20 protein-coding genes are annotated in these 20,214 nt (G+C 43.6%); 9 read left to right on the forward strand and 11 right to left on the reverse strand.

Annotated elements, in window-relative coordinates; translation table 11 throughout:
- Positions 1 to 40: 40 nt before the first annotated feature.
- From vanT to A5882_RS09220, 9 genes are all read right to left on the reverse strand, one after another.
- The gene (gene vanT / locus A5882_RS09180) at positions 41 to 2,143 is read right to left on the reverse strand and encodes a membrane-bound serine racemase VanT (protein WP_086372689.1); all 2,103 of its coding nucleotides are present in this window, start codon (positions 2,141 to 2,143) and stop codon (positions 41 to 43) included.
- Complete coding sequence (locus A5882_RS09185) at positions 2,140 to 2,712, reverse strand: D-Ala-D-Ala dipeptidase/D-Ala-D-Ala carboxypeptidase VanXY-C (protein ID WP_010749757.1); 573 nt, start codon at positions 2,710 to 2,712, stop codon at positions 2,140 to 2,142. The genes vanT and A5882_RS09185 overlap by 4 nt, the downstream gene beginning before the upstream one ends.
- Entirely contained in the window at positions 2,709 to 3,761 is a 1,053-nt protein-coding gene (gene vanC, locus A5882_RS09190; RefSeq protein WP_086299201.1) for a D-alanine--D-serine ligase VanC, read from the reverse strand. Before vanC ends, A5882_RS09185 begins: the two co-directional genes overlap by 4 nt.
- 345 nt (positions 3,762 to 4,106) lie before the next feature.
- Complete coding sequence (locus A5882_RS09195) at positions 4,107 to 4,652, reverse strand: TIGR01440 family protein (RefSeq protein WP_176285398.1); 546 nt, start codon at positions 4,650 to 4,652, stop codon at positions 4,107 to 4,109.
- Between the two features lie 5 nt (positions 4,653 to 4,657).
- Positions 4,658 to 5,137, reverse strand: coding sequence for an ECF transporter S component (locus A5882_RS09200; RefSeq protein ID WP_015510153.1), 480 nt, complete (start codon positions 5,135 to 5,137; stop codon positions 4,658 to 4,660).
- Complete coding sequence (gene thiD, locus A5882_RS09205) at positions 5,134 to 5,922, reverse strand: bifunctional hydroxymethylpyrimidine kinase/phosphomethylpyrimidine kinase (protein ID WP_086299203.1); 789 nt, start codon at positions 5,920 to 5,922, stop codon at positions 5,134 to 5,136. The genes A5882_RS09200 and thiD overlap by 4 nt, the downstream gene beginning before the upstream one ends.
- 103 nt (positions 5,923 to 6,025) lie before the next feature.
- Positions 6,026 to 7,552, reverse strand: coding sequence for a glucose-6-phosphate dehydrogenase (gene zwf / locus A5882_RS09210; protein WP_008377369.1), 1,527 nt, complete (start codon positions 7,550 to 7,552; stop codon positions 6,026 to 6,028).
- A 9-nt stretch (positions 7,553 to 7,561) separates the two neighbouring features.
- Complete coding sequence (locus A5882_RS09215; RefSeq protein WP_008377371.1) at positions 7,562 to 8,209, reverse strand: metal-dependent transcriptional regulator; 648 nt, start codon at positions 8,207 to 8,209, stop codon at positions 7,562 to 7,564.
- Positions 8,210 to 8,351: 142 nt separating this feature from the next.
- Positions 8,352 to 9,587 (reverse strand): aminopeptidase, encoded by a 1,236-nt coding sequence (locus A5882_RS09220; RefSeq protein ID WP_005237260.1) that lies wholly within the window; start codon positions 9,585 to 9,587, stop codon positions 8,352 to 8,354.
- A 231-nt stretch (positions 9,588 to 9,818) separates the two neighbouring features.
- Between A5882_RS09220 and A5882_RS09225 the strand changes: the two genes are divergently transcribed.
- A complete protein-coding gene (locus A5882_RS09225) occupies positions 9,819 to 10,394 on the forward strand; it encodes a TetR/AcrR family transcriptional regulator (protein ID WP_005228861.1) in 576 nt (191 codons plus the stop codon).
- 54 nt (positions 10,395 to 10,448) lie between these two features.
- Here A5882_RS09225 and A5882_RS09230 read toward each other — a convergent pair whose 3' ends face one another.
- The gene (locus tag A5882_RS09230) at positions 10,449 to 10,895 is read right to left on the reverse strand and encodes a flavodoxin (protein ID WP_005237258.1); all 447 of its coding nucleotides are present in this window, start codon (positions 10,893 to 10,895) and stop codon (positions 10,449 to 10,451) included.
- A 176-nt stretch (positions 10,896 to 11,071) separates the two neighbouring features.
- Between A5882_RS09230 and map the strand changes: the two genes are divergently transcribed.
- The 8 genes from map (at position 11,072) to A5882_RS09270 (ending at position 19,260) form a co-directional block, all read left to right on the forward strand.
- A complete protein-coding gene (gene map / locus A5882_RS09235; protein WP_086332125.1) occupies positions 11,072 to 11,836 on the forward strand; it encodes a type I methionyl aminopeptidase in 765 nt (254 codons plus the stop codon).
- Positions 11,837 to 11,916: 80 nt separating this feature from the next.
- On the forward strand, positions 11,917 to 12,840 hold the full coding sequence (locus A5882_RS09240) for a YihY/virulence factor BrkB family protein (RefSeq protein ID WP_005237256.1): 924 nt from the start codon (positions 11,917 to 11,919) through the stop codon (positions 12,838 to 12,840).
- A gap of 19 nt (positions 12,841 to 12,859) precedes the next feature.
- Complete coding sequence (locus tag A5882_RS09245; RefSeq protein ID WP_016613834.1) at positions 12,860 to 14,080, forward strand: glycosyltransferase family 4 protein; 1,221 nt, start codon at positions 12,860 to 12,862, stop codon at positions 14,078 to 14,080.
- A gap of 286 nt (positions 14,081 to 14,366) precedes the next feature.
- On the forward strand, positions 14,367 to 15,353 hold the full coding sequence (locus A5882_RS09250; protein WP_005237253.1) for an aldose epimerase family protein: 987 nt from the start codon (positions 14,367 to 14,369) through the stop codon (positions 15,351 to 15,353).
- 141 nt (positions 15,354 to 15,494) lie between these two features.
- The gene (locus A5882_RS09255; protein ID WP_034872472.1) at positions 15,495 to 15,941 is read left to right on the forward strand and encodes a CopY/TcrY family copper transport repressor; all 447 of its coding nucleotides are present in this window, start codon (positions 15,495 to 15,497) and stop codon (positions 15,939 to 15,941) included.
- Positions 15,942 to 15,978: 37 nt separating this feature from the next.
- Positions 15,979 to 16,188, forward strand: a complete 210-nt coding sequence (gene copZ / locus A5882_RS09260; RefSeq protein WP_005237251.1) for a copper chaperone CopZ — start codon at positions 15,979 to 15,981, stop codon at positions 16,186 to 16,188.
- 118 nt (positions 16,189 to 16,306) lie between these two features.
- Positions 16,307 to 18,631, forward strand: a complete 2,325-nt coding sequence (locus A5882_RS09265) for a heavy metal translocating P-type ATPase (protein ID WP_086299206.1) — start codon at positions 16,307 to 16,309, stop codon at positions 18,629 to 18,631.
- A 101-nt stretch (positions 18,632 to 18,732) separates the two neighbouring features.
- Positions 18,733 to 19,260: a type II toxin-antitoxin system Phd/YefM family antitoxin gene (locus A5882_RS09270; protein ID WP_005237249.1), complete on the forward strand. Its 528-nt coding sequence runs from the start codon at positions 18,733 to 18,735 to the stop codon at positions 19,258 to 19,260.
- A 160-nt stretch (positions 19,261 to 19,420) separates the two neighbouring features.
- Here the strand turns inward: A5882_RS09270 and A5882_RS09275 are convergent, their stop codons facing one another.
- Positions 19,421 to 20,140, reverse strand: a complete 720-nt coding sequence (locus A5882_RS09275; RefSeq protein ID WP_086299207.1) for a DUF2087 domain-containing protein — start codon at positions 20,138 to 20,140, stop codon at positions 19,421 to 19,423.
- Between the last annotated feature and the right edge of the window lie 74 nt (positions 20,141 to 20,214).

Consider the following 20,214-nt stretch of genomic DNA (forward strand, 5'->3'; position numbering starts at 1 on the left):
CCACATCATACCGTAATCGGTAAGCGAATGCATTCGTTTTCTACTTTGACATTGAAGGGACGCGGGAACCTAGTCGACTGATCAATTCATTGGGAATGGTTTGTGCTTGATCAGCTGTATTCGTCCAATCGCTGATTACTTCTAACCAACTTTCGACCGCCAGTTCTGGATAGTCCGTTAAATCGATCAAGAGCATATCCATACAAATCAACCCAACCTGCGGGAGTAAAACCCCTTGATAAGATAATTGGAATCCTTGATTTGATAGGGCACGGGGGACTCCGTCACAGTAGCCGATACTAACGATCCCAATCGTGGTAGGTCGATCAAAAACAGTGGCTAGTCCATAGCCGATCGCTTCACCAGCGGCGACTGTTTTTTTGTCCACTAGTAAGGCTTTTAGGGTCAGAATCGGCTGTACGTTTATCTTCTGTTTTGTTGGTTCATTCGGGACACTCAGGGAACCAGTTAAAAGAATACCCGGGCGCACATAATCATACTGTTTCTCTGGATAATTCAATATTCCGTAACTGCTTTGCAGATGCGTCAGACCATAGGCGATATTTCTAGCGGATAAGCCAGCCAATAGATCATCAAAACAAATGATTTGGGCTTGTGTCCGTAAGATACTTGCCGTATCTAGCTGATCTGAAGAGCCTAGATGGGAAAAAATGCCTGTGATCTTGAGGGATGGCAAGGCATAAAGCCTTCTAACTGTTTCAAGGTCAGGGGCAACGCCTAGACGATGCATGCCGGTATCTACCGCTAAATGGCATTCGATTTGAAGGCCTGTTCGGGCTAACGCTTGTCCATGCGCTTCACTGACGATAGTTTGAATTAAGGAATATCGGTTCAGCTCTTTGGCACGTTGGGCAGAAGTGTACCCTAAAATCAGTAAGCGACTTTTAATGCCAGCTCGCCGTAATTCGATGGCTTCTTCTATGGTGGCAACAGCAAAAAAATCGACGCCTACTCTTTCCAAGGTACGAGCGACCAATTGCGCATCGCAACCATAGGCATCTGCTTTAACCACCGCCATCACTTTTGTTTTTGCGGGGATCAATCGTTTGATTTCCTGCAAGTTGTGCAACAGGGCGGGGGCTGAGAATTCTTTGGCTGCCCGCTGCAAGTGGAGCGGCGTTTTTTTCGGAAACGGCAACAGCTTTTGCAAAGCAAAGAGACCATAAATCAACCCGATGGTCAATCCTAAGACCACGAAGTAATTGATTAGATTGTTTTGAAGCAAGGGCAGTTTCTGACTAAGAAAATGGGTTACTGCAATGGTATAAGGATGGAGCAAATAGAGCCAAAGGGACAGACGACCCGCTTGTTTCCAGATCATGGGTGCTTGCCATTGCTGAATGATCGGAAATAAAAACAAGAGAACGAAGGGCAAAAAGACATACATGCTGTCATGTTTAGGTGTAGTAAAGTGATGCAAGAGATAACTTTCCAAAAGCAAGCAAATCAGACTAATCATCAGATAACTATAGCGATGGGGAGAAGCAGGTTTTTTGGCAAATCTTCTGGCTAGTACCCCTAAGATCAAAAATAAGGGAGCAAAAAAAATGCCGTTGCGAGTGCCATCCAATAGTTGGAAAATCAGTGAATAGAGTGGCGTGATGGGTGTTTGTGCAGCCAGGCCAGACCAACTCTCCCCACCTAAACCAACCACATACAAACCGACAGCAATGAAAAACACCTGCTTGAAAGAAAGCCGTGTCAAGAGGCCCATCACTAGTAGACCGCCGGTAATGATCGCAGGAAAATACCAAAGATGGTAAAGAATGCCGTTGACTAGCAAAGTTTGAATAAAAGTGTCTAGTGGCATGTTCAATCCTAGTATGCCGCTGTACCAAGCAAGCGGCAAAAAGAGCAGTGTGGCAATGAGATAGACTTGCAGCTGTTTTTTGATAAATAACCAGATACGTTGTCTGGCAGGATAGCTGTTTTGGGTGGCTAAATCACTGAACACATAATACCCGCTGATCATAAAAAAGAAGGGGACGGCGATTCTGAAAAGAGTCAATGTGATCAGGATATCACCATTGGGCCACAATCGATGAAGGGGCAGACAGTGGATCGCGACCACCATCATCGCCAAAATTACCCGAAATTGCTCGATTCCTTGATTCTTCTTCATGCGAACTGCCTCGCCGTTTGTTCAAGGTATTGATGGTATTCTTCCAAGGTCCACTGTTGGCTGGCGATGATTTGACTATGGGGCAGACCGACATAACGAAAATGCCATGGTTCATAGCCAATCCCTGTAATTTCCTGTTTGTCCGCGGGATAGCGTAAAATAAACCCATAGTTCATCATTTCCTGGGTAAATAAATCCGCCGCTGCGCTGTCACGAAATCGTGGGCAGATCAAATCATCCTGGCTGCCTTTTAAACCAACATCGATCGCTAAGCCTAACTGATGTTCACTGCACCCGGGCAATGCCACAAATTGTTTCGTATAGGCTAGCCCATTTTCTTTCAAGGAATATTCCCATAAATACCGTTGCTGCTTTTCGGTTCGGTAGCCATCTAATAAGCAGATCTCGTCTTCAAGCTTTAAAGCTTTGACTAGCCGTTTCCATTGTTTGGCTGCTTCTGGTTGCAAGTAAACCTCGTCTTCACTGAAGGCAGCAAGGACTAAATGAGGCGGCTCTTGGTTTTTTTCTAACGGAAATTCTTTGCTAACTAACTGTAGATAGGGATTCATTTGACTTCCTCCTTTGCTAAGACAAGCAGTTTTTGTAGTAGTTCTTGATAGGATAAGCCGATCGCTGCCATCATGGCCGGATAGCGGGAGTGACTAGTAAAGCCCGGCATAGTATTGATTTCATTCAAGTATAGTTCTCCTTGATTCGTGACAAAAAAGTCGATGCGAGCAAGTCCTTTAAGACCAAGACTGTGATAGAGCAGCTGAGCTTGTTCTTTGACCTTGGTTTCAATCGTTTCAGGCAATGGTGCAGGAACGGTGATCTTGGCGCTAATCAACTGGTACTTTTCTTCAAAATCGAAAAAGCCTTCTACTAATGAAATAGCGTCACAAGCACCGACAGTCAAAGAGTCGTTGCCTAAGATACCGCAACCAATCTCAACGCCAGCGATATTTTTTTGTAAGAGCACTGCTGAACAATAAGCGAAGGCTTCCTTCAAGGCAGGAGCAATTTCTTCGACACAAGTCACTTTTGTGATCCCTTTTGAGGAGCCAGCTTCATTAGGCTTAAAGAAAACCGGAAAGCCATGGGTCTGGATAAAGGCTTCGATTTGTCTTTGCTGGTTGTCTTGATTTGTCAAGAGAATCGTAGGAGCGCTTTGTACGCCAATCGCTTCTGCTACTTGATGCAATAACCATTTGTTCATACATAATGCGGAGGCCGCCACACCGCAGCCTACATAAGGTAGTTTCATCAATTCAAACAATCCTTGGATACTGCCATCTTCCCCGTATTTGCCATGCATAATGGGAAATAAAACATCAGGTACCAACGTTTGCTGCGCTTCACTTAGCCAAAAGCCGTTTCCTTCAAAAAGCGGCTGGATTTTCTGTTTATGTTTCGTATCCAACAACCACGTGTCTTGTCGGATGTTTTCCAGTTCTCCTGTATACAAATACCAATCTATAGCATCTGGGGCGATCCCGATCAAAGAGAGGTCATAGTCATCGGGAGATGATAGGAGTGCTTCGATTGCGCTAGTTGCTGAGGCTAAAGAAACGGCGTACTCCGGTGAATTGCCTCCAAAAATAATGGCGATTTTTTTCATATTTTTCTTCCTTCCACTTTTCGATTCTTGCTGCATTCAGTCTACCAAGGAAAGAAAAAAGAAATTTGCGGGCTTACTGGCATCTTTCTTTTCTTTTTGTGATGAAATTGTGACGAATTTATGACAAAAGGAAGGCGACAGCTGCCGCTCTTTTTACGCAAGAAAGGAAACAGAATTTGAAGTAGAAAAAGCTGCCATAAGATGGAGCGGAGAAAATAGTGAAAGGAGAGCACATTTAAGGAAGGAAAGGAGAGGCAATAGCAGGAACGTTGACACAAAAAAAGCACGCCGAAGCATGCTTTTTCCTTTTGAAGATGGTTTTTCGCTCATTATACGATTCGCTTATTATGCGTAATGAGCACGAGGACCACCGATATATTTGGGCCGTGATCCCAGAGCTGTGACATGGGCAGCGCCAAGGGTCTTGATAGAGGGACGGATCGGGATTTGAACATGTTTGACATGCATACCGATCGCTGTGTCGCCGATATCGATACCCGCTTTGGCCACAATGTGCTCCACTTCGATAGGCTCATCGAACAACTGGAAAGCCGCAACTGAGCAAGCACCGCCTGCATGCAGCTGGGGCACTACTGCGACTTCTTCTAATTGATATAGTCGAGCCGTTTCACGCTCAACGGCTAAAGCCCGATTGAGGTGTTCACAGCCTTGAACGGCTAAATGAATATTTTTAGGACGCAAGATCGCTCGCAGTGTTTCGACGATGATCATGCCTACTTCTTGACTGGAATTTTTGCCAATCAAGCCGCCCACGACTTCACTTGTTGAACAGCCAAGGACAAAAAGATCGTTTTCACCAACGTTCGCTGTCGTAATGACTTCTTCAACGATCGTAGTTAAATCCGTTTTTAATTGATTGATATCTGTCATAAGAATCACCTTTCATTTAAAGAAAACTTTTTCGTGCGGCGCAAGGCATGCGTCAGCGGTAAAGCAACGATGCTGCCAAAGACCGTTTGGATCAAATTACTTGGAATCGAGGCGATCCCAGCGCCTAACCCGAATAGTAAAACTGTTGCTGCTGCGTAGCCGGCGATCATGATCAAGCTGCCGACAATGACGGCTGCTAGTGGCCGGTGGCTCATTCTGCCTACGATCCAGCCTTGTACACCATGAATCACGATGGAAAAGAAGGCCCATTCAGGGTAACCTGATAGAAAATCAATGATGCCGCCGCTCATTCCACCGACGAAGGCCCCGGCGCTAGGACCAAACAAAAGGGCCGAGATATAGATCCCTGCTTCACATAAGGTCACAAAACCCTTCGTTTGCGGAACAGGAATGATAAAGGTCAAAGAAAGTGCACACGTGAGTGCCGTCAGCATAGCGATCGTAGTTAAATTTCTTACTTTCATAGGTGTTCCTCCTTTTTAAAATAGGCGAGCTGATTGACGTTGCCAGAGGTTCCTAAAGGCAGACCGTCTTCGATCCCTGCCCAAACAAATGCTTTTGCAGTTTGAACAGCTGTTTCCAATGAAGTGCCTTTGGCAAGTAAAGCGGCAATCGCCGATGAAAGGGTACACCCAGCACCGTTGGTAGTCGTTCGGGTACTTTTTTCTGCTTCGAAAACAGTATATTGCCCAGAGTGGTATAAAAGGTCGTAGGCTCTTTCTCCAGTTAGTCGACTGCCACCTTTGATCAGGATATTTGGGGCACCCAATGCATGGATTTTTTTCGCCGCGGTTTTCATTTCCGCCAACGTCGTAATGGTTTGACCAGAGAGGTGCTGAGCTTCGAGTAGATTAGGTGTTACTAATGCTGTGTAAGGAAACAATGAGATCAATCCTGCTTGATAGGAGTGGTTAAAGGCAGTATCTCCTTCTTTAAAGGCAAGAACTGGATCGAGCACGATCGGTCCGGTAAATGTTTGTAAAAAATCCCGCAGCAATTCAATGATGGCCGTTTGATGAAGCAGCCCGATTTTGATTGCATCTAGGGATACGGTCGAACGCAGCGAATCCAATTGTGCTCGGATCACAGGCTCAGGAAGATCATGGAACAAAAGATTATCGTTAATGGCGACAACACAGGTCAATAAGGCATGACCAAACACCCCGAATTCCTCAAATGTTTTCAAATCCGCCGTCATGCCGCCGCCTGCCAAACTGTCAAGACCGGCGATCGATAAGACTTGTTTCATCTATGCTGCTCCTTTCGTTTCTCATTTCTTTCTATTATAAACAGTTGGTAAAAAAGAAAAACGGCCAATTGGATGTTTTTTCCTCATCCAATTGACCAATTGCTTATTTTTCATTTAGTAAATCTCGCTCACGATACCATTCATCGGGGCGCCAGATCCATTCAAAACCATCGGCAGCTAAGAGATCATAGGCAGCTTGGGGTCCCATCGTTCCTGCGGCATAGTTTGGAAAATCAGGCGTTTCTTGGTCCCAAGCGTGACGGATCACATCAACGATGCGCCAAGATTGGGCAACTTCATCCCAATGGGTAAAGTTAGTGCCATCCCCGTTCAAAGCATCTAAAATCAATTTTTCGTAGGCTTCAGGGGTGTTTTCGACGATTTCAGTACTATTCCGATAATCGAGCTTCACTGGCAATGTCTCAAACCCTTGGCCAATTTCTTTTCCATTCAAGGAAAGAGAGAAGCCTTCTGTCGGTTGAATGTAGATTGTCAGCACATTCGGTGCCAAACTCTCGTTTTGCTTTTGTTCATTCAGGTCTTGCTTAAAGACATTGACAGGGACTTGTTTAAAGACAATGTTGATTCGAGTGCCTTTTTCCGTCAAGCGTTTCCCGGTTCGTACATAGAAAGGTACGCCGGACCAGCGGAAGTTGTCGATCAAGAATTTTCCAGCAACGAAGGTTTCCGTTGCCGATTCTTCATCGACATTGGCTTCTTCTCGGTAGCCAGCAAATTCCTTATCTTCTAATTGCCCTTTGGCGTATTGACCACGAACGAAGTGTTGTTTCACTTCTTCTTCGGAGTAAATACGGATCGCATTTAAGGCTTTGATTTTTTCCGTCCGTAATTCTTTTTCAGAAAAAGCCACTGGCGGTTCCATGGCTAATAAGGAAAGGATCTGCAGAATATGGTTTTGGACCATATCTTTCAAGGCGCCGCTCTTATCATAATACCCACCGCGTTCTTCAACACCTAAGTTTTCTGCGATATTGATCTGAACATTGTCAATGTACCGATTGTTCCACATCGACTCAAAAATGTTATTGGCAAAACGAATCGCAGAAATGTTTTGGATCATTTCTTTTCCTAAATAATGATCGATCCGGTAGATTTCTTGCTCTGTAAAGACTTGATTGATCTCTTCATTCAATTCTTTTGCTGAGTCGTAGTCGCTTCCAAATGGTTTTTCGATGATCACCCGATGGTAGCCGTCAGTATCCAGCATTCCTTGGGATTTCAAGTGAGAAACGATCGTCCCAAAGAAATTAGGGGACATTGCTAAGTAAAAAATCTGATTGCCTTCTAAATGGTATTTCTGATCTAAGGTTTCCGCCAAATCCTTTAATGAATCATAATGACTCGTATCTGTTACATCATGTGATTGGTAGTAGAAATGAGAAGCGAATGTCTCTGCTTGCTCTTGTGAGTCGCTCAATTCTTTGATCGTACCTATCACTACTTCACGATAGTGTTCATCCGACCAAGGACGGCGAGCAGTACCGATGACTGCAAAATCTTCTTTCAAATCGCCTTTTTTGTACAACCGAAACAAAGAAGGGTATAGTTTGCGTTGGGCAAGGTCGCCCGTACCGCCAAAAATCGTAAAAAGGACCTTTTTTTCCATCATCTTCACTCCTTACAGTTTATCAACAAAAATCGTGCTGGCGGCTTTGTAGCTGACAGCAATTTCTTTTGTGTCATTTTTGATCGTAATCGGACCCTCGTATGCTGCCGCATCGATGATCTCGTATTCTTCATGAATATTCAATTGGATCGAAACAAGGTAATCCAGCAGTTCTCGTTCATCAAGGACACGGGCGATACGAATCTTGGTTCCTACCGGGTAGGAACTCATGGTGTTTTTTTCGCCTTCGTGAATGAGTTCTCCTTGTTCGGGGATCATGCCGCCATGTGGGCAATACCGAGGATGATCAAGGTAGGCTTCTAAGCGGCTCGCCAGTGTTTCCGAGGTGACGTGTTCTAAAACTTCTGCGTCATCATGAACTTCATTCCATGAGTAATGCAGGTGCTCCACAAGAAAGACTTCCCATAAACGATGCTTGCGGATCAGAGCACTTGCAGAAGCTAAACCAGTTTCAGTCAACTGTACCCCTTGATAAGGTGAATGTTCCACTAAGCCTTCTTTTAATAATTTTGAAATCATTTCACTTACTGAAGCTGCTGAGACGTCCAGACCTGACACGATTTGTTTGTTATTGATTTTCTTTTGGTCACCACCAAGCTCCAAGATGAGCTTTAAATAATCTTCACGATTTGGTGTCATCGGATCCATCCTCTCTTATCAAAGACTATCAAAGTAGATTTTATCAAAAAAGCCGGCTGATTACTACGAAAAAACCCGCCGGTTTCCAATATTCTATGTAAAAGAAGGCCGAGGGGAGCAACTCCACCTCAGCCTTTTTTTATTAAGCCCAGTCACCATTGCGAAAGACAGGAATCGTGGTGCCATCTTCTCTGATGCCATCGATGGACATTTGGTCAGAGCCAACCATGAAATCTACGTGGGTTTGGCTGCGGTTCAAACCAGCAGCTGCCAGTTCTTCTTCACTCATCTCAGTGCCGCCTTGCAAGCTGAAGGCATAAGCGGATCCTAAAGCCAAGTGGTTTGAGGCATTTTCATCGAACAACGTATTGAAGAAGATGATGCCGGATTGTGAGATAGGGGAAGGATCAGGAACTAATGCGACTTCACCTAAAGATTTTGCTCCTTCATCGATTGCTAGCAGTTTGCCTAACACTTCTTCGCCCTGTTCCGCAGAAAAGTCCACGACTTTGCCGTCTTTGAAGGTGAACTTCATCCCAGAGATGATGGTGCCTGCGTAGCTCAATGGTTTCGTACTTGAAATATAGCCATCGATGCGACGATTATCTGGGGCAGTAAAGACTTCTTCTGTTGGCATGTTCGCCATGAATTTTTCATTGCGGGTATTGTAACTGCCAGCACCTTCCCACAAGTGGTTTTTAGGCAAACCGATGATCAAATCGGTACCAGGTGCCGTATAGTGCAGAGCACTGAATTGTTCTTTGTTTAATTCTTCGGCTTTAACTTGCAAGGTTTCATCGTGTTTTTTCCAAGCTGCGACAGGATCTTCTTCATAGATACGCGTCGTTTTGAAAATTTGATCCCAAAGCTTGTCTTGTGCTTCTTCAGGGGAAGCATCAGGGAATACTTTTTGGGCCCAATCTTGACCAGCCGCCGCAACCACAGTCCAGCTGACTTTGTTGGCTTGTGTTGCTTGACGCAATTTCATCATCGCTTTACCAGAAGCTGCTTGGAAGGTTGCCACTCGGTCTGAGTCGACGCCCGCTAACGCATCTGGATTCGCGGAAACGACACTGATACGGCTGGCACCTTTTTCAACCCAGTCTTCCGTTTGATCAATTTTGTGCTGAGGAATCGTAGACAAACGATCTTCGGCCGCATGAGTAAGAAATTCTTTTTGGATCTCATCGTCGGTCCATTGGACGATTACTTCGTCTGCACCTAATTCATACGCTTTTTTCGTTAATAGACGAGCTAAAGGTGCTTGGTCCACGGCGATTTGGATGACGATCGTGTGCCCTTTTTGGACATTTACGCCAACTTCAGTGATCAGTTGGGCATATTTTTCAAGGTTCTGATTAAAGTTTGGTAAAACCATTAAAATTCCTCCATTTATTCTAAATTTATAACTGTCTTCATGATAGCACTAAGTATTTTTGAAAACAAACGAAAAAGTGAGCAAAAAAACAGTGGTCTTCAAATTGAAAAACTGGAAACACCAAGGACAATAATTTTAAAAGTTTTTTTGCAAACTTAAAAAAACATGATACAATAAGTAAAAGGTATTTCTGAAAGCGATGTATAGCAGAATTAAGGAGATTAAAAAATTATGGCAAGAAAGAAAACTATTACTAGAGACCAGATTTTAAAAGCTGCCTATGAAGTTGTCGCAACCGAAGGATTTACACGTTTTACCGCACGCAATATCGCAGCGAAGATGAAATGTTCAACGCAACCGATCTACTTAGAATTTAAAAATATGGATGACTTAAAAAATGCATTGATCAATCAGATTTACGACTACTTAGCGACAGAAGTTTTTCCAGTTGAAAGACGGGGAGATGTCATCGTTGACTTAACGCTAAATTATATTGGCTTTGCAAATAAAGAAAAACGATTATACCGAGCGCTATACTTAGAAGAGCATGGTGGTGGGGATTCCATGCAACAGTTTTCATTTGACCTTTTTGTGAAATCAGTGAAAAAAGAACCAAAATATCAAGATCTATCTGATGTAAAATTACAATCTTTGCACACCGGTGTCTGGATCGTCGCTACTGGCTTAGCGGCATTGATGTCTTCGGGAATCATTCATCCGACAGAAGATCAGATTGCTAAGCTGATGACGGAAACCACCGATAATATTTTAGCAAGAGAAACACCCATCGATATCAGTTATCATTAAGCAAACAATAAACCTCCGGCAGAATCAAGTGATTTTGTCAGAGGTTTTCTTGTTTTATTCAGCGAATGCTTCTGCTAGTTTTTTGGCAAAGGCTTCTAAGTTTTGAATATCGTCTTCTTCTGCAGCCAAGTCAACTTTGACGCTGTCAGCTCCTTTTGTCGCACCAGTTTTGCTAAAGGCGGCTTCAAAGTCGTCAACCGATTTACAAAAGTCATCATAAAAAGTATCACCGGAGCCGCAGACTCCAAAGATTTTGCCGCTTAAATCAAGTTCTTGCAAATCTTCATAAAAATCGACGATCTCATCCGGTAGCTCCCCGTCTCCATATGTATACGTTGCGACGATACAGATATCGGCATCTTCAAAGTCATCTGCATCCACTTGGGTACACTCATTCATTTCTACTTCCATGTCAAGATTTTCAAGGGCTTCAGAAACGATATCCGCAATTTCTTCCGTATTCCCCGTCATGCTTGCATAGACGATTTTTGCTAAAGCCATGGGCTTTTTCCTCCAATCTCATTCCTATTCTCAAGGAAAACTCTCTTACAGATTATAGCAAATGCACGAAAGTTTGAAAACAAAACTTGAAAAACTCTTTACAATGTCTGTGAATTTTGTAAAATAAGGGATTTCTATGGTAAAATAAGAGGAATTTAATTAAGGGAGACGAGAACATGATTACATTAAAATCTGCCAGAGAAATTGACCGCATGGCCGAATCCGGCGCGCTGTTAGCAGATGTCCACAAACAATTACGCAGTTTCATCAAACCAGGTATCACGAGTTGGGATATCGAAGTGTTTGTCAGAGATTATATTGAAAGCCACGGCGGCATCGCTGCCCAAATTGGTTTTGAAGATTACAAATATGCCACTTGCTGCAGTATCAATGATGAGATTTGTCACGGATTTCCTCGAAAAAAACCATTGAAAGACGGCGATCTGATCAAAGTCGATATGTGTATTGATTTAAAAGGTGCCATTTCTGATTCTTGCTGGAGTTATGTCGTAGGGAACTCGACGCCTGAGATTGATCGATTAATGGAAGTAACCAAAAAAGCGTTGTATCTAGGAATCGAACAAGCGCAAGTGGGCAACCGAATCGGTGACATCGGTCATGCCATTCAAACCTATGCGGAAAAAGAAGGGTACGGGGTTGTGCGTGATTTCGTAGGACACGGCATTGGCCCAACGATCCATGAAAGTCCGATGATCCCTCACTACGGAGAAGCCGGCAAAGGGTTACGTTTAAAAGAAGGAATGGTTATTACCATCGAACCTATGATCAATACAGGGACGTGGAAAATGAAAATGGATTCTAATGGCTGGACCGCCTATACATTAGATGGCGGCTTAAGCTGCCAATATGAACATAGTTTGGCGATCACCAAAGATGGTCCGAGAATTTTAACTTCTCAAGGAGAAGAAGGAACCTACTAAATTTTGGTGGTAGGAGACTTCTGATTGTTATGTATGACAAAGAAAAAAAAGGCAGATGATTCGCTGGCGGAGGAAGAAACATGAAAATCGTTGATAAAGTAAAAAGCAATCAAAAGCTGATGCGTTTCATCGAAACGACGCAAAATAGAATAACTGATTCAGAAATGGGGACCACTTCGGTCGTCGTGGCCTACTATTTATTGCTTTCACTTTTCCCGTTAATGATTGCGCTGGGGAATCTTTTGCCTTATTTATCAATTGATCCGAACACGGTTTTATCTTATGTACAGGAATTGATCCCGAATCAAATCTATGATTTTATCGGCCCAGCGATCGAAAATCTCCTCACCACAAGCTCTGGTGGATTGTTGTCGATCTCCGCTTTAGCGGCGTTGTGGTCCGCGAGTCAAAGTATCAATGCCTTGCAAATTGCGATGAACAAAGCCTTCGGTGTGGACCAGCGTTCCAATTTTATCGTGGTGCGCGCAGTATCATTTGTGATCATCCTGCTCTTTATGATTGCGATCGTTGGGGTTACGATGGTATTTGGGCTTGGAAAAATCATTCTTGATTTTTTGCAGCCGATTTTTAAGTTTCAAGACAATCTGATCGATACGTTCCAAACAGTCAAATGGCCAGTCACGATCGTTGCTTTGCTGTTTATCATGATGCTGATCTATTGGTTAGTGCCTAATGCAAAGGTCAAGTTGCGTTCGACTTTGCCGGGGGCGATCTTTGCAACGATTGGCTGGATGTTGCTGTCACAAGTGTTTGGCTTATACGCCCGTTACTTTGCTGCGAAAATCATTGGCTATCAAATTATTGGAAGTTTTATTGTTTTAATGATCTGGTTGAATCTTGCTGCGACGATTATTATCTTGGGTGGAATCATCAACGCAGTGGTAGAAGAGTATGTATCAGGACAAGAGATCAAAGAACGAACAGATCCTGTTCAGCGGATTTCTTCGAAAATCGAAGATACATTTACCAATAAAGAGAAATAACGGAAAGCGAGAATAAACGATGGATTTTGCATTCAAATTTGTAATGCGCTTATTTATAACAATGATCGTGTCTTTAATCCTAACACCGATCATTAAATTGATCTCTTTTAAGATCGGCGCAGTCGATCGACCAGGAGATCGCCGAATCAATACCAAAACAATGCCGACCGCAGGGGGATTAAGCATCTTCCTCTCCTTCTCTTTTGCATTGCTTTGGGAATTTCGCGCAATGATTCCCTTTGACTACGTCTGGCCGATGCTTTTAGGGGCAGCTATCGTCGTAGTTACTGGATTATTGGATGATATCTTCGAGTTGACTCCTATGCAAAAAACGCTAGGCTTGACGTTAGCGGCTTTGGAGATCTATTTTGTTGCCGGCATCAAAATCAGTACGGTTTCGATCCCTTATCTGGGGGTTTTTGATTTGGGCTGGCTTGGATTGCCTATGACGATCTTGTGGATTTTGGCGATCACAAATGCGGTCAACTTGATTGATGGTTTGGACGGTCTAGCGAGTGGGGTCTCCATTATCAGTCTGACGACCATTGGGATCATCAGTTATTTCTTTTTACCAAATTCAGTTGAAGTACCAATGGTGATCTTTACATTAATTGCCGCAATCGTTGGTTTTTTTCCTTACAATTTTTATCCAGCTACGATTTTTTTAGGGGATACTGGGGCACTTTTTCTAGGTTTTATGATCTCCGTCTTATCGTTGCAAGGGTTAAAAAATGCGACCTTCATTACAGTGATCACCCCGATGTTGATTTTAGGGGTACCGATCACTGATACCGTCTATGCCATGATTCGTAGAAAATTCAATAAGCAAAAGATCTCATCAGCGGATAAAATGCACTTGCATCACCGCTTACTTTCCTTAGGGTTTACCCATCGAGGAACAGTTTTGACGATCTATGCCTTGGCAATGGTATTTTCATTTATTGCATTATTGATGAATTATGCCAGCAACACAGCAATCATTTTACTGATCATCAGTACAGGCTTCGGCATTGAATTGTTTATCGAATTGATTGGTTTGGTTGGAGAAAATCGTCAACCATTGATGTGCGCACTGAAATTCCTTGGAAACCGTCGATTCAGGCAAAAAGTCCTCATGGCACGTGCGGAAAAAAGACAAGACAAGCAAGAAGAGGAAAGCGAGGATTTGGCTTCCAGTGCTTCTCAAATCAAAGAAAAGCGACGAAAGAGAAAACATTACCAAGCAAAACACAAAAAATAAACGATACAATTGCGGCATAGGAGCCCAACAGGCGAAGCGAATGTGATTGATTATTGAAGAAAAGACAGGAGCAGCCAGCGCTTCTCCTAGTACTTTCTCTCACGATCAGCTGACCATGATTCAATCAACCAGTTGGGCATTCTTGCCGCTTTTTATTTGTGTGAAGACGGCCCGGCATAAAATGAATGCCTACTGAATCCGTCCGTCTTGAATTGACGGATCTAGCCCTTAACGGCTATACTTAAAAAGAGTAGCAGACTAAACAAAGAAAGAAGGATATGAACGAATGCCAAATGTGAAACAAACGACCTCAGAAAAAATGGGAACGATTTATGAGCTTTCCAATGATAGCGGTACCATCGTAAGGCTGAGTCCCGAAGGCGCACGCTTATTGGATTGGGTCGTTCCAGTAGAAGAAGGCCGCGACATTGTGGTCGGTTATGATACGATCGAAGGACATCGCCAAGCACGCTATTATGGTGCAACGATCGGTCCAGTAGCGGGAAGGATCGCAGGTACCCGCTTTGAGGTTGAGGGGCAAGAATACCAAACGGAGGACAATGATGGCGGCAATACGCTTCATGGTGGTTCAAAGGGGCTTGACACGGATATCTGGATCGCTGAAACTTTTGAGGAAGCAGACAGAGCCGGCGTGATTTTTACTACCTCACGACAAGATGGCGACGGCGGCTTTCCAGGAAATGTTCGTTATCAAGTCACCTATACGTTGACTAATGTCAATGAACTATTGCTTGCATATGACGCTAACACAGACAAAGCGACTTTATTTAACCCAACGAACCACGGTTATTTCAATTTGACAGGTGATACCCAACAGCCGATCGATGACCACTTGGTTCAAATCAATGCCGAACATGTGGCTGAAACGAACGATGACGTGACGACCACCGGTGAAAAAACGCCTGTCGCAGGCACAAAGTTTGATTTTAGACAAGAACGCCCAATGGGAACGACCATGTTGGATGATCCATTCTTATTGGATCATGAGCAAGAGTGGGATCTGAAAGTAACCAGTCCCGATCAAAAAGTGCAGCTGACTGTTACTACTGACCGTCCTGCTGTTGTTATTTACACAACAGGTGAGGGAGAAGCTGGGGCCCCAATGAAGACCGGTCCTTTTGCCAAACATGGCGGGATGGCGATCGAAACACAAGGTGTTCCTGGCTCTGAGAAATTCACCCACTTTGGTGAGATCGTGCTGCGCCCAGAAGAACCCTTCCACTCTGTGACGACGTATCAGGTCCACTTTTAAACGTTGGAACCAAACCATTTTTAACGAAATAGAAAAAAGCATTGCCAAAATGCAGAAAGTTTGGCGATGCTTTTTTTTGACAAAATACGATTACAGATGTAAACTTAAAAATGTGAATCAGTTATGAAAGGAAGTGGACAAATGCAATCAGTGGTCGAACCAATCAAAATCAGCGATTCTGAATGGGAAGTCATGCGTGTGATTTGGACATTGGGACAATCCGATGCGAAAGAGATCACCGCTTTGTTAAGCGAAAATAAAAATTGGAAAGCAGCGACAGTCAAAACGCTTTTAGGACGACTTGTTAAAAAAGGCGTATTGAAAACAGAAAGCCAAGGGAAAAAGTTTGTTTACTCGCCACTTGTTTCAGAAGAAGCCACTGTTCGCAGTGCAGTTGAGAATCTTTTTTCTCATATTTGTGCCAAAAAAGTCGGACAAACATTAGCAGAAATGATCCAAGAAGCAGCATTGACGGCAGAAGATTTGGCGATGCTCCAAGCAGCAGTCGACCAAAAAGTGCCAGTAGCAGCGATTTCGTGTAATTGTATTCCTGGTCAGTGCCAATGCAAAACCCATGCAACAAAATAAGTAGCCAACAAACTGTTAAAAGAAATGAGGAATAGTAATGAAAAAAAATATGCAAATCAGCGGAATGAATTGCGCCCATTGTGCCGCAAAAGTTGAAAAAGCCTTAAATGAAGTACCGGGTGTGAAAAAAGCTAAAGTCGACTTGAAAAAAGCTCGTGGGACGGTCAAATTTGACGAGTCGCAAGTGACAGAAACAGCCTTAATCAGTGCAATAACTGAAGCTGGTTATCAAGGTGTTTTTGAATAAGCGATGCAAACGCTAAAGTGATAAGGAGAAAAATCTAGAAAGTCCAGCCGCTTGAAGCTTTTGTATGAAGGCGCAAGACTGTACGGATATTCAGTGAAATAGGAAGGGGAATACTAGGATGAATCAGAAAAAAACGTCACCTGCAGACAATCGTCAGACGTCAAGCCATCATAGGCATGAACCTAGGAATGAGCAGGATAATAAAGGGCAAGAAGGACTCACACACCCACAGGCGGAGGAAGTCCCTGAGCCCCGAAGCCATGAGATGAATGGGGTGGATCATCAAGGGGCGACATCAAAACTGCAGGAGCATGAAAGCGCCGATAGTAACCATGCTCACATGGATCATGAGGTTTCCAGTATGGAACATAGCCACATGGATCATGAGATGTCTGGCATGGATCACAGCCACATGGATCATGAGATGTCTGGCATGGATCACAGTCATATGGATCATGAGATGTCTGGTATGGATCATAGTATGCATATGGGAAATTTTAAGCAAAAGTTTTGGCTATCCTTGGTTTTGGCGATTCCAATCGTCATTTTATCACCAATGATGGGTATCGAATTGCCCTTTCAGTTCACGTTTCCCGGCTCAGATTGGGTTGTATTGATTTTAGGAACGATCCTGTTTTTCTATGGGGGGCAGCCGTTTTTAAGTGGTGCAAAAATGGAATTGAAACAAAAAAGCCCAGCCATGATGACTTTGATTGCTATGGGGATCACGGTTTCTTATTTTTATAGTCTTTACGCGTTTATCGCTAATCATTTTCTTGCTGTTCCTCATGTAATGGATTTCTTCTGGGAACTAGCGACTCTGATCGTGATCATGTTGTTGGGGCATTGGATCGAGATGAATGCCGTTTCTAATGCCGGCAATGCATTACAGAAATTAGCAGAACTGTTGCCAAAAGAAGTGATTCGGAAAAATGCAGATGGATCAGAAGAACAGATTCCATTAGAAGAAGTGACCAACAAAACACAGCTGATCGTTCGCTCAGGAGATAAGATTCCTACAGACGGAACGATTCTTGAAGGGGAAACAACGATCGATGAGTCGGCAGTTACCGGTGAATCCAGACGGGTACCTAAAACCATCGGCAGTACTGTCATTGGAGGATCTGTCAACGGCAATGGTACCATTACGATGGAAGTCACAGGGACTGGCGAAGACAGCTATTTGGCAAAAGTCATGGAAATGGTACGAAAAGCCCAAGCTGATAAATCCCGCTTAGAAGCACTTTCGGACAAAGTGGCGAAATGGTTGTTCTATATCGCCTTAGTTGCTGGTGTTTTGGCCTTTGCTGTATGGCTGTTTGTTGCTGACCTACCGACTGCTCTTGATCGAATGGTCACGGTATTCGTCATTGCCTGTCCCCATGCGTTAGGCCTAGCGATTCCCCTCGTCGTGGCTCGTTCAACATCGATCGCTGCCAAAAACGGCTTGCTCTTAAAAAATCGCAACGCACTGGAGAATGCGCATCATGTTGATTATCTGATCCTCGATAAGACCGGTACGTTAACAGAAGGAACGTTTACCGTAACTGGCATCGAGGCGACAGGCAGCCTTTCTGCATCAGAAGTACTAGCTTACCTAGCAGGTCTTGAGAAAACCGCCAATCATCCGATCGCAGAAGGCATTTTAGCCCAAGCAGAAAAGGAAAACATCACAGCCAAAAAGGCGACTGATGTTCAAACAAGGACGGGGATTGGCCTGGAAGGCGTAATCGATGGACAAAAGTGGTTGATCGTCAATCAAAAAGGATTGGAGCAATTAACCATCCAGTATCAAGGGAAATCCTTGAAAAATTATCAAGAGCAGGGCAATACCATTAGCTATTTGGTTCATGACGGCAAAGTGGAAGGAATCGTCGCATTAGGGGATAAGGTGAAACCAGAAGCGAGTCAATTTATTCAAAAAGTGAAAGACTTAGGCATCACGCCAGTTATGGCTACTGGGGACAACCAAGAAGCGGCGCAAGCCGTAGCCGATTACCTAGGAATCGAAGCCTTTCATGCGGCAATGTTACCAGACGATAAAGAACGTCTAGTCAGTGACTATGTCAAAGAGGGCAAGCGCGTCGTAATGGTAGGCGATGGGATCAATGACGCCCCAAGTCTTGCAAGAGCGACGATCGGGATTGCGATCGGAGCTGGTACCGATGTAGCGATCGATTCAGCCGATGTCGTTTTGACGAATAGCGAACCTCAAGACATCTTGCACTTCTTGACTTTGGCGAAAAAAACAAGGCGCAAGATGATTCAAAATCTCTGGTGGGGCGCAGGATACAATATTTTTGCTATTCCTTTGGCAGCTGGCGTGCTCGCACCAATCGGGATCATTTTGAACCCAGCAGTCGGAGCTGTCTTGATGTCTATGAGTACGATCATCGTTGCCATCAATGCAATGACCTTATCAATCGAAAAAAGCGGCGATTAGCCGCTTTTTTGTTTCTTTTCCTAGGAGCAGTGAAATACCTCTATAATCTGCTTCTGGATTTATGCTATAATGTGTTCGTTGAGACAAGGAGGACGTTGATTATGGAACTGAAGAAGTTGGATGTTCCCACTACTTCAATTACTGAAGTAAAAAAATCTCCGATGGATGTATTTAATCAAGCGCGAGAAGCAGGAACAGCAGTATATGTATTCAATCGTGAAAAAGTGGCGGGGGTCATGTTGACACAAGAGCAGTACGAAACGTTATTGCAGGAATTAGATTATTTGCGTCAGCGACCGCTGATGGAAGAAGAGCCTGAACAGCCGCCAGTGGCAGGGCTAGAAGAATTCTTACAAATCATGCGGCAAGCACTGATCACCGGTGCCAGCATCTCGGCAAAAAATTTAGATGAGCGGATGGTGGCGTTAGGCTTCATCACTCGTAAAACAGGTTTTGGCGGTGTCGTCGACATGGTGAACGAATTGAAAGAAACAGGTAAGATTGTTTATCAGTTGCGCAAAAAACAAGACGGCAAATCAGTGACTGCTGAAGTCATTGGGGAACAAGACAATCAAACGCAATTATTTGATAAATTGATCATCAAAAAAATCTTTCTAAAAGAAAAATAAACGCTGGAACTTGTCCCAGCGTTTCAGACAGTAGACAAAGTACGGGTGTTTTCGTACTTTGTCTTTTTTTGTAAAAAACTGGAGCTTGTTAACTTTTCACAACTGTGAAAGATACTGTCCATCCAACCAACAAAAATTCCATCCAACTACAGACTGGGTTTTAAGTCAGCCAGTAAGTTTTTCCGTCTTTCGTCCGTTGCATAAATCCATACTCGATCAAATATCGTCGGACAGTGACATAATCGGTGATCGCTTGTTTTAATACATCGTTTACGGCAGCTTCTGAATAATTTTTCTTCGGATCAAATTTTTGTGCCAGCACACTTAAGACAACGATCTTGCGCTTTTCTTTGCTCGGAAACTGTTTGATAAACCCCGCTTCATCAAAATAAGTAGCAATGATCTTTTCTCTTTCACTAGCCGTAATGGCATAGCGATCATCAAGCATCGTCGCCCCTTTGTGAGGCGGCAGCAACGGGGGTTCTTGCAACAAGGACATGATACTTATAAAAACAGTCGCTTGTCGCTGCTTTTCTTTTAGCTTAAAGCGATGATTCCTGACAGTCGAAGAAGAGATACCTAAGCGCTGGGCAATCACAGTATCGCTAACATCTTGGGCAAACAGTTGTAAAATCTCCTGCTGGCTTTCTGATAAGCCTGTTTGTTCTTTGGGTAAAGCCAATAATGCGGATAAAACGGTTCCGTGATGCTCAGTGATATGCTGTATCATTCGTTTTTTTGCCGTAAAAAAGGCGCCATCAACGGGATAGATTTCTTCTTTGTCGAAGGTCTCCTGACAAAATACGCAACAATAATCCGTTGTTGTTTCGACATATCCTTGCTGATAATCAGAAATGGTAAACTCTTGATAAGGTTTCATTTTGGGTTCTCCTTTTATGTTTGATTATATACTAACATAAAATGTTTTTGTTTGTAAATAAGCAAACGGAATTG

It is taken from the genome of Enterococcus sp. 4E1_DIV0656 (genome assembly GCF_002140695.1).
Taxonomy (GTDB): Bacteria; Bacillota; Bacilli; order Lactobacillales; family Enterococcaceae; genus Enterococcus_D; species Enterococcus_D entomosocium.

Coding starts and splice junctions, on each gene's coding strand:
- vanT (WP_086372689.1), bottom strand. CDS start 2,143: ATGAAGAAGAATCAAGGAATCGAGCAATTTCGGGTAATTTTGGCGATG.
- A5882_RS09185 (WP_010749757.1), bottom strand. CDS start 2,712: ATGAATCCCTATCTACAGTTAGTTAGCAAAGAATTTCCGTTAGAAAAA.
- vanC (WP_086299201.1), bottom strand. CDS start 3,761: ATGAAAAAAATCGCCATTATTTTTGGAGGCAATTCACCGGAGTACGCC.
- A5882_RS09195 (WP_176285398.1), bottom strand. CDS start 4,652: ATGACAGATATCAATCAATTAAAAACGGATTTAACTACGATCGTTGAA.
- A5882_RS09200 (WP_015510153.1), bottom strand. CDS start 5,137: ATGAAAGTAAGAAATTTAACTACGATCGCTATGCTGACGGCACTCACG.
- thiD (WP_086299203.1), bottom strand. CDS start 5,922: ATGAAACAAGTCTTATCGATCGCCGGTCTTGACAGTTTGGCAGGCGGC.
- zwf (WP_008377369.1), bottom strand. CDS start 7,552: ATGATGGAAAAAAAGGTCCTTTTTACGATTTTTGGCGGTACGGGCGAC.
- A5882_RS09215 (WP_008377371.1), bottom strand. CDS start 8,209: ATGACACCAAATCGTGAAGATTATTTAAAGCTCATCTTGGAGCTTGGT.
- A5882_RS09220 (WP_005237260.1), bottom strand. CDS start 9,587: ATGGTTTTACCAAACTTTAATCAGAACCTTGAAAAATATGCCCAACTG.
- A5882_RS09225 (WP_005228861.1), top strand. CDS start 9,819: ATGGCAAGAAAGAAAACTATTACTAGAGACCAGATTTTAAAAGCTGCC.
- A5882_RS09230 (WP_005237258.1), bottom strand. CDS start 10,895: ATGGCTTTAGCAAAAATCGTCTATGCAAGCATGACGGGGAATACGGAA.
- map (WP_086332125.1), top strand. CDS start 11,072: ATGATTACATTAAAATCTGCCAGAGAAATTGACCGCATGGCCGAATCC.
- A5882_RS09240 (WP_005237256.1), top strand. CDS start 11,917: ATGAAAATCGTTGATAAAGTAAAAAGCAATCAAAAGCTGATGCGTTTC.
- A5882_RS09245 (WP_016613834.1), top strand. CDS start 12,860: ATGGATTTTGCATTCAAATTTGTAATGCGCTTATTTATAACAATGATC.
- A5882_RS09250 (WP_005237253.1), top strand. CDS start 14,367: ATGCCAAATGTGAAACAAACGACCTCAGAAAAAATGGGAACGATTTAT.
- A5882_RS09255 (WP_034872472.1), top strand. CDS start 15,495: ATGCAATCAGTGGTCGAACCAATCAAAATCAGCGATTCTGAATGGGAA.
- copZ (WP_005237251.1), top strand. CDS start 15,979: ATGAAAAAAAATATGCAAATCAGCGGAATGAATTGCGCCCATTGTGCC.
- A5882_RS09265 (WP_086299206.1), top strand. CDS start 16,307: ATGAATCAGAAAAAAACGTCACCTGCAGACAATCGTCAGACGTCAAGC.
- A5882_RS09270 (WP_005237249.1), top strand. CDS start 18,733: ATGGAACTGAAGAAGTTGGATGTTCCCACTACTTCAATTACTGAAGTA.
- A5882_RS09275 (WP_086299207.1), bottom strand. CDS start 20,140: ATGAAACCTTATCAAGAGTTTACCATTTCTGATTATCAGCAAGGATAT.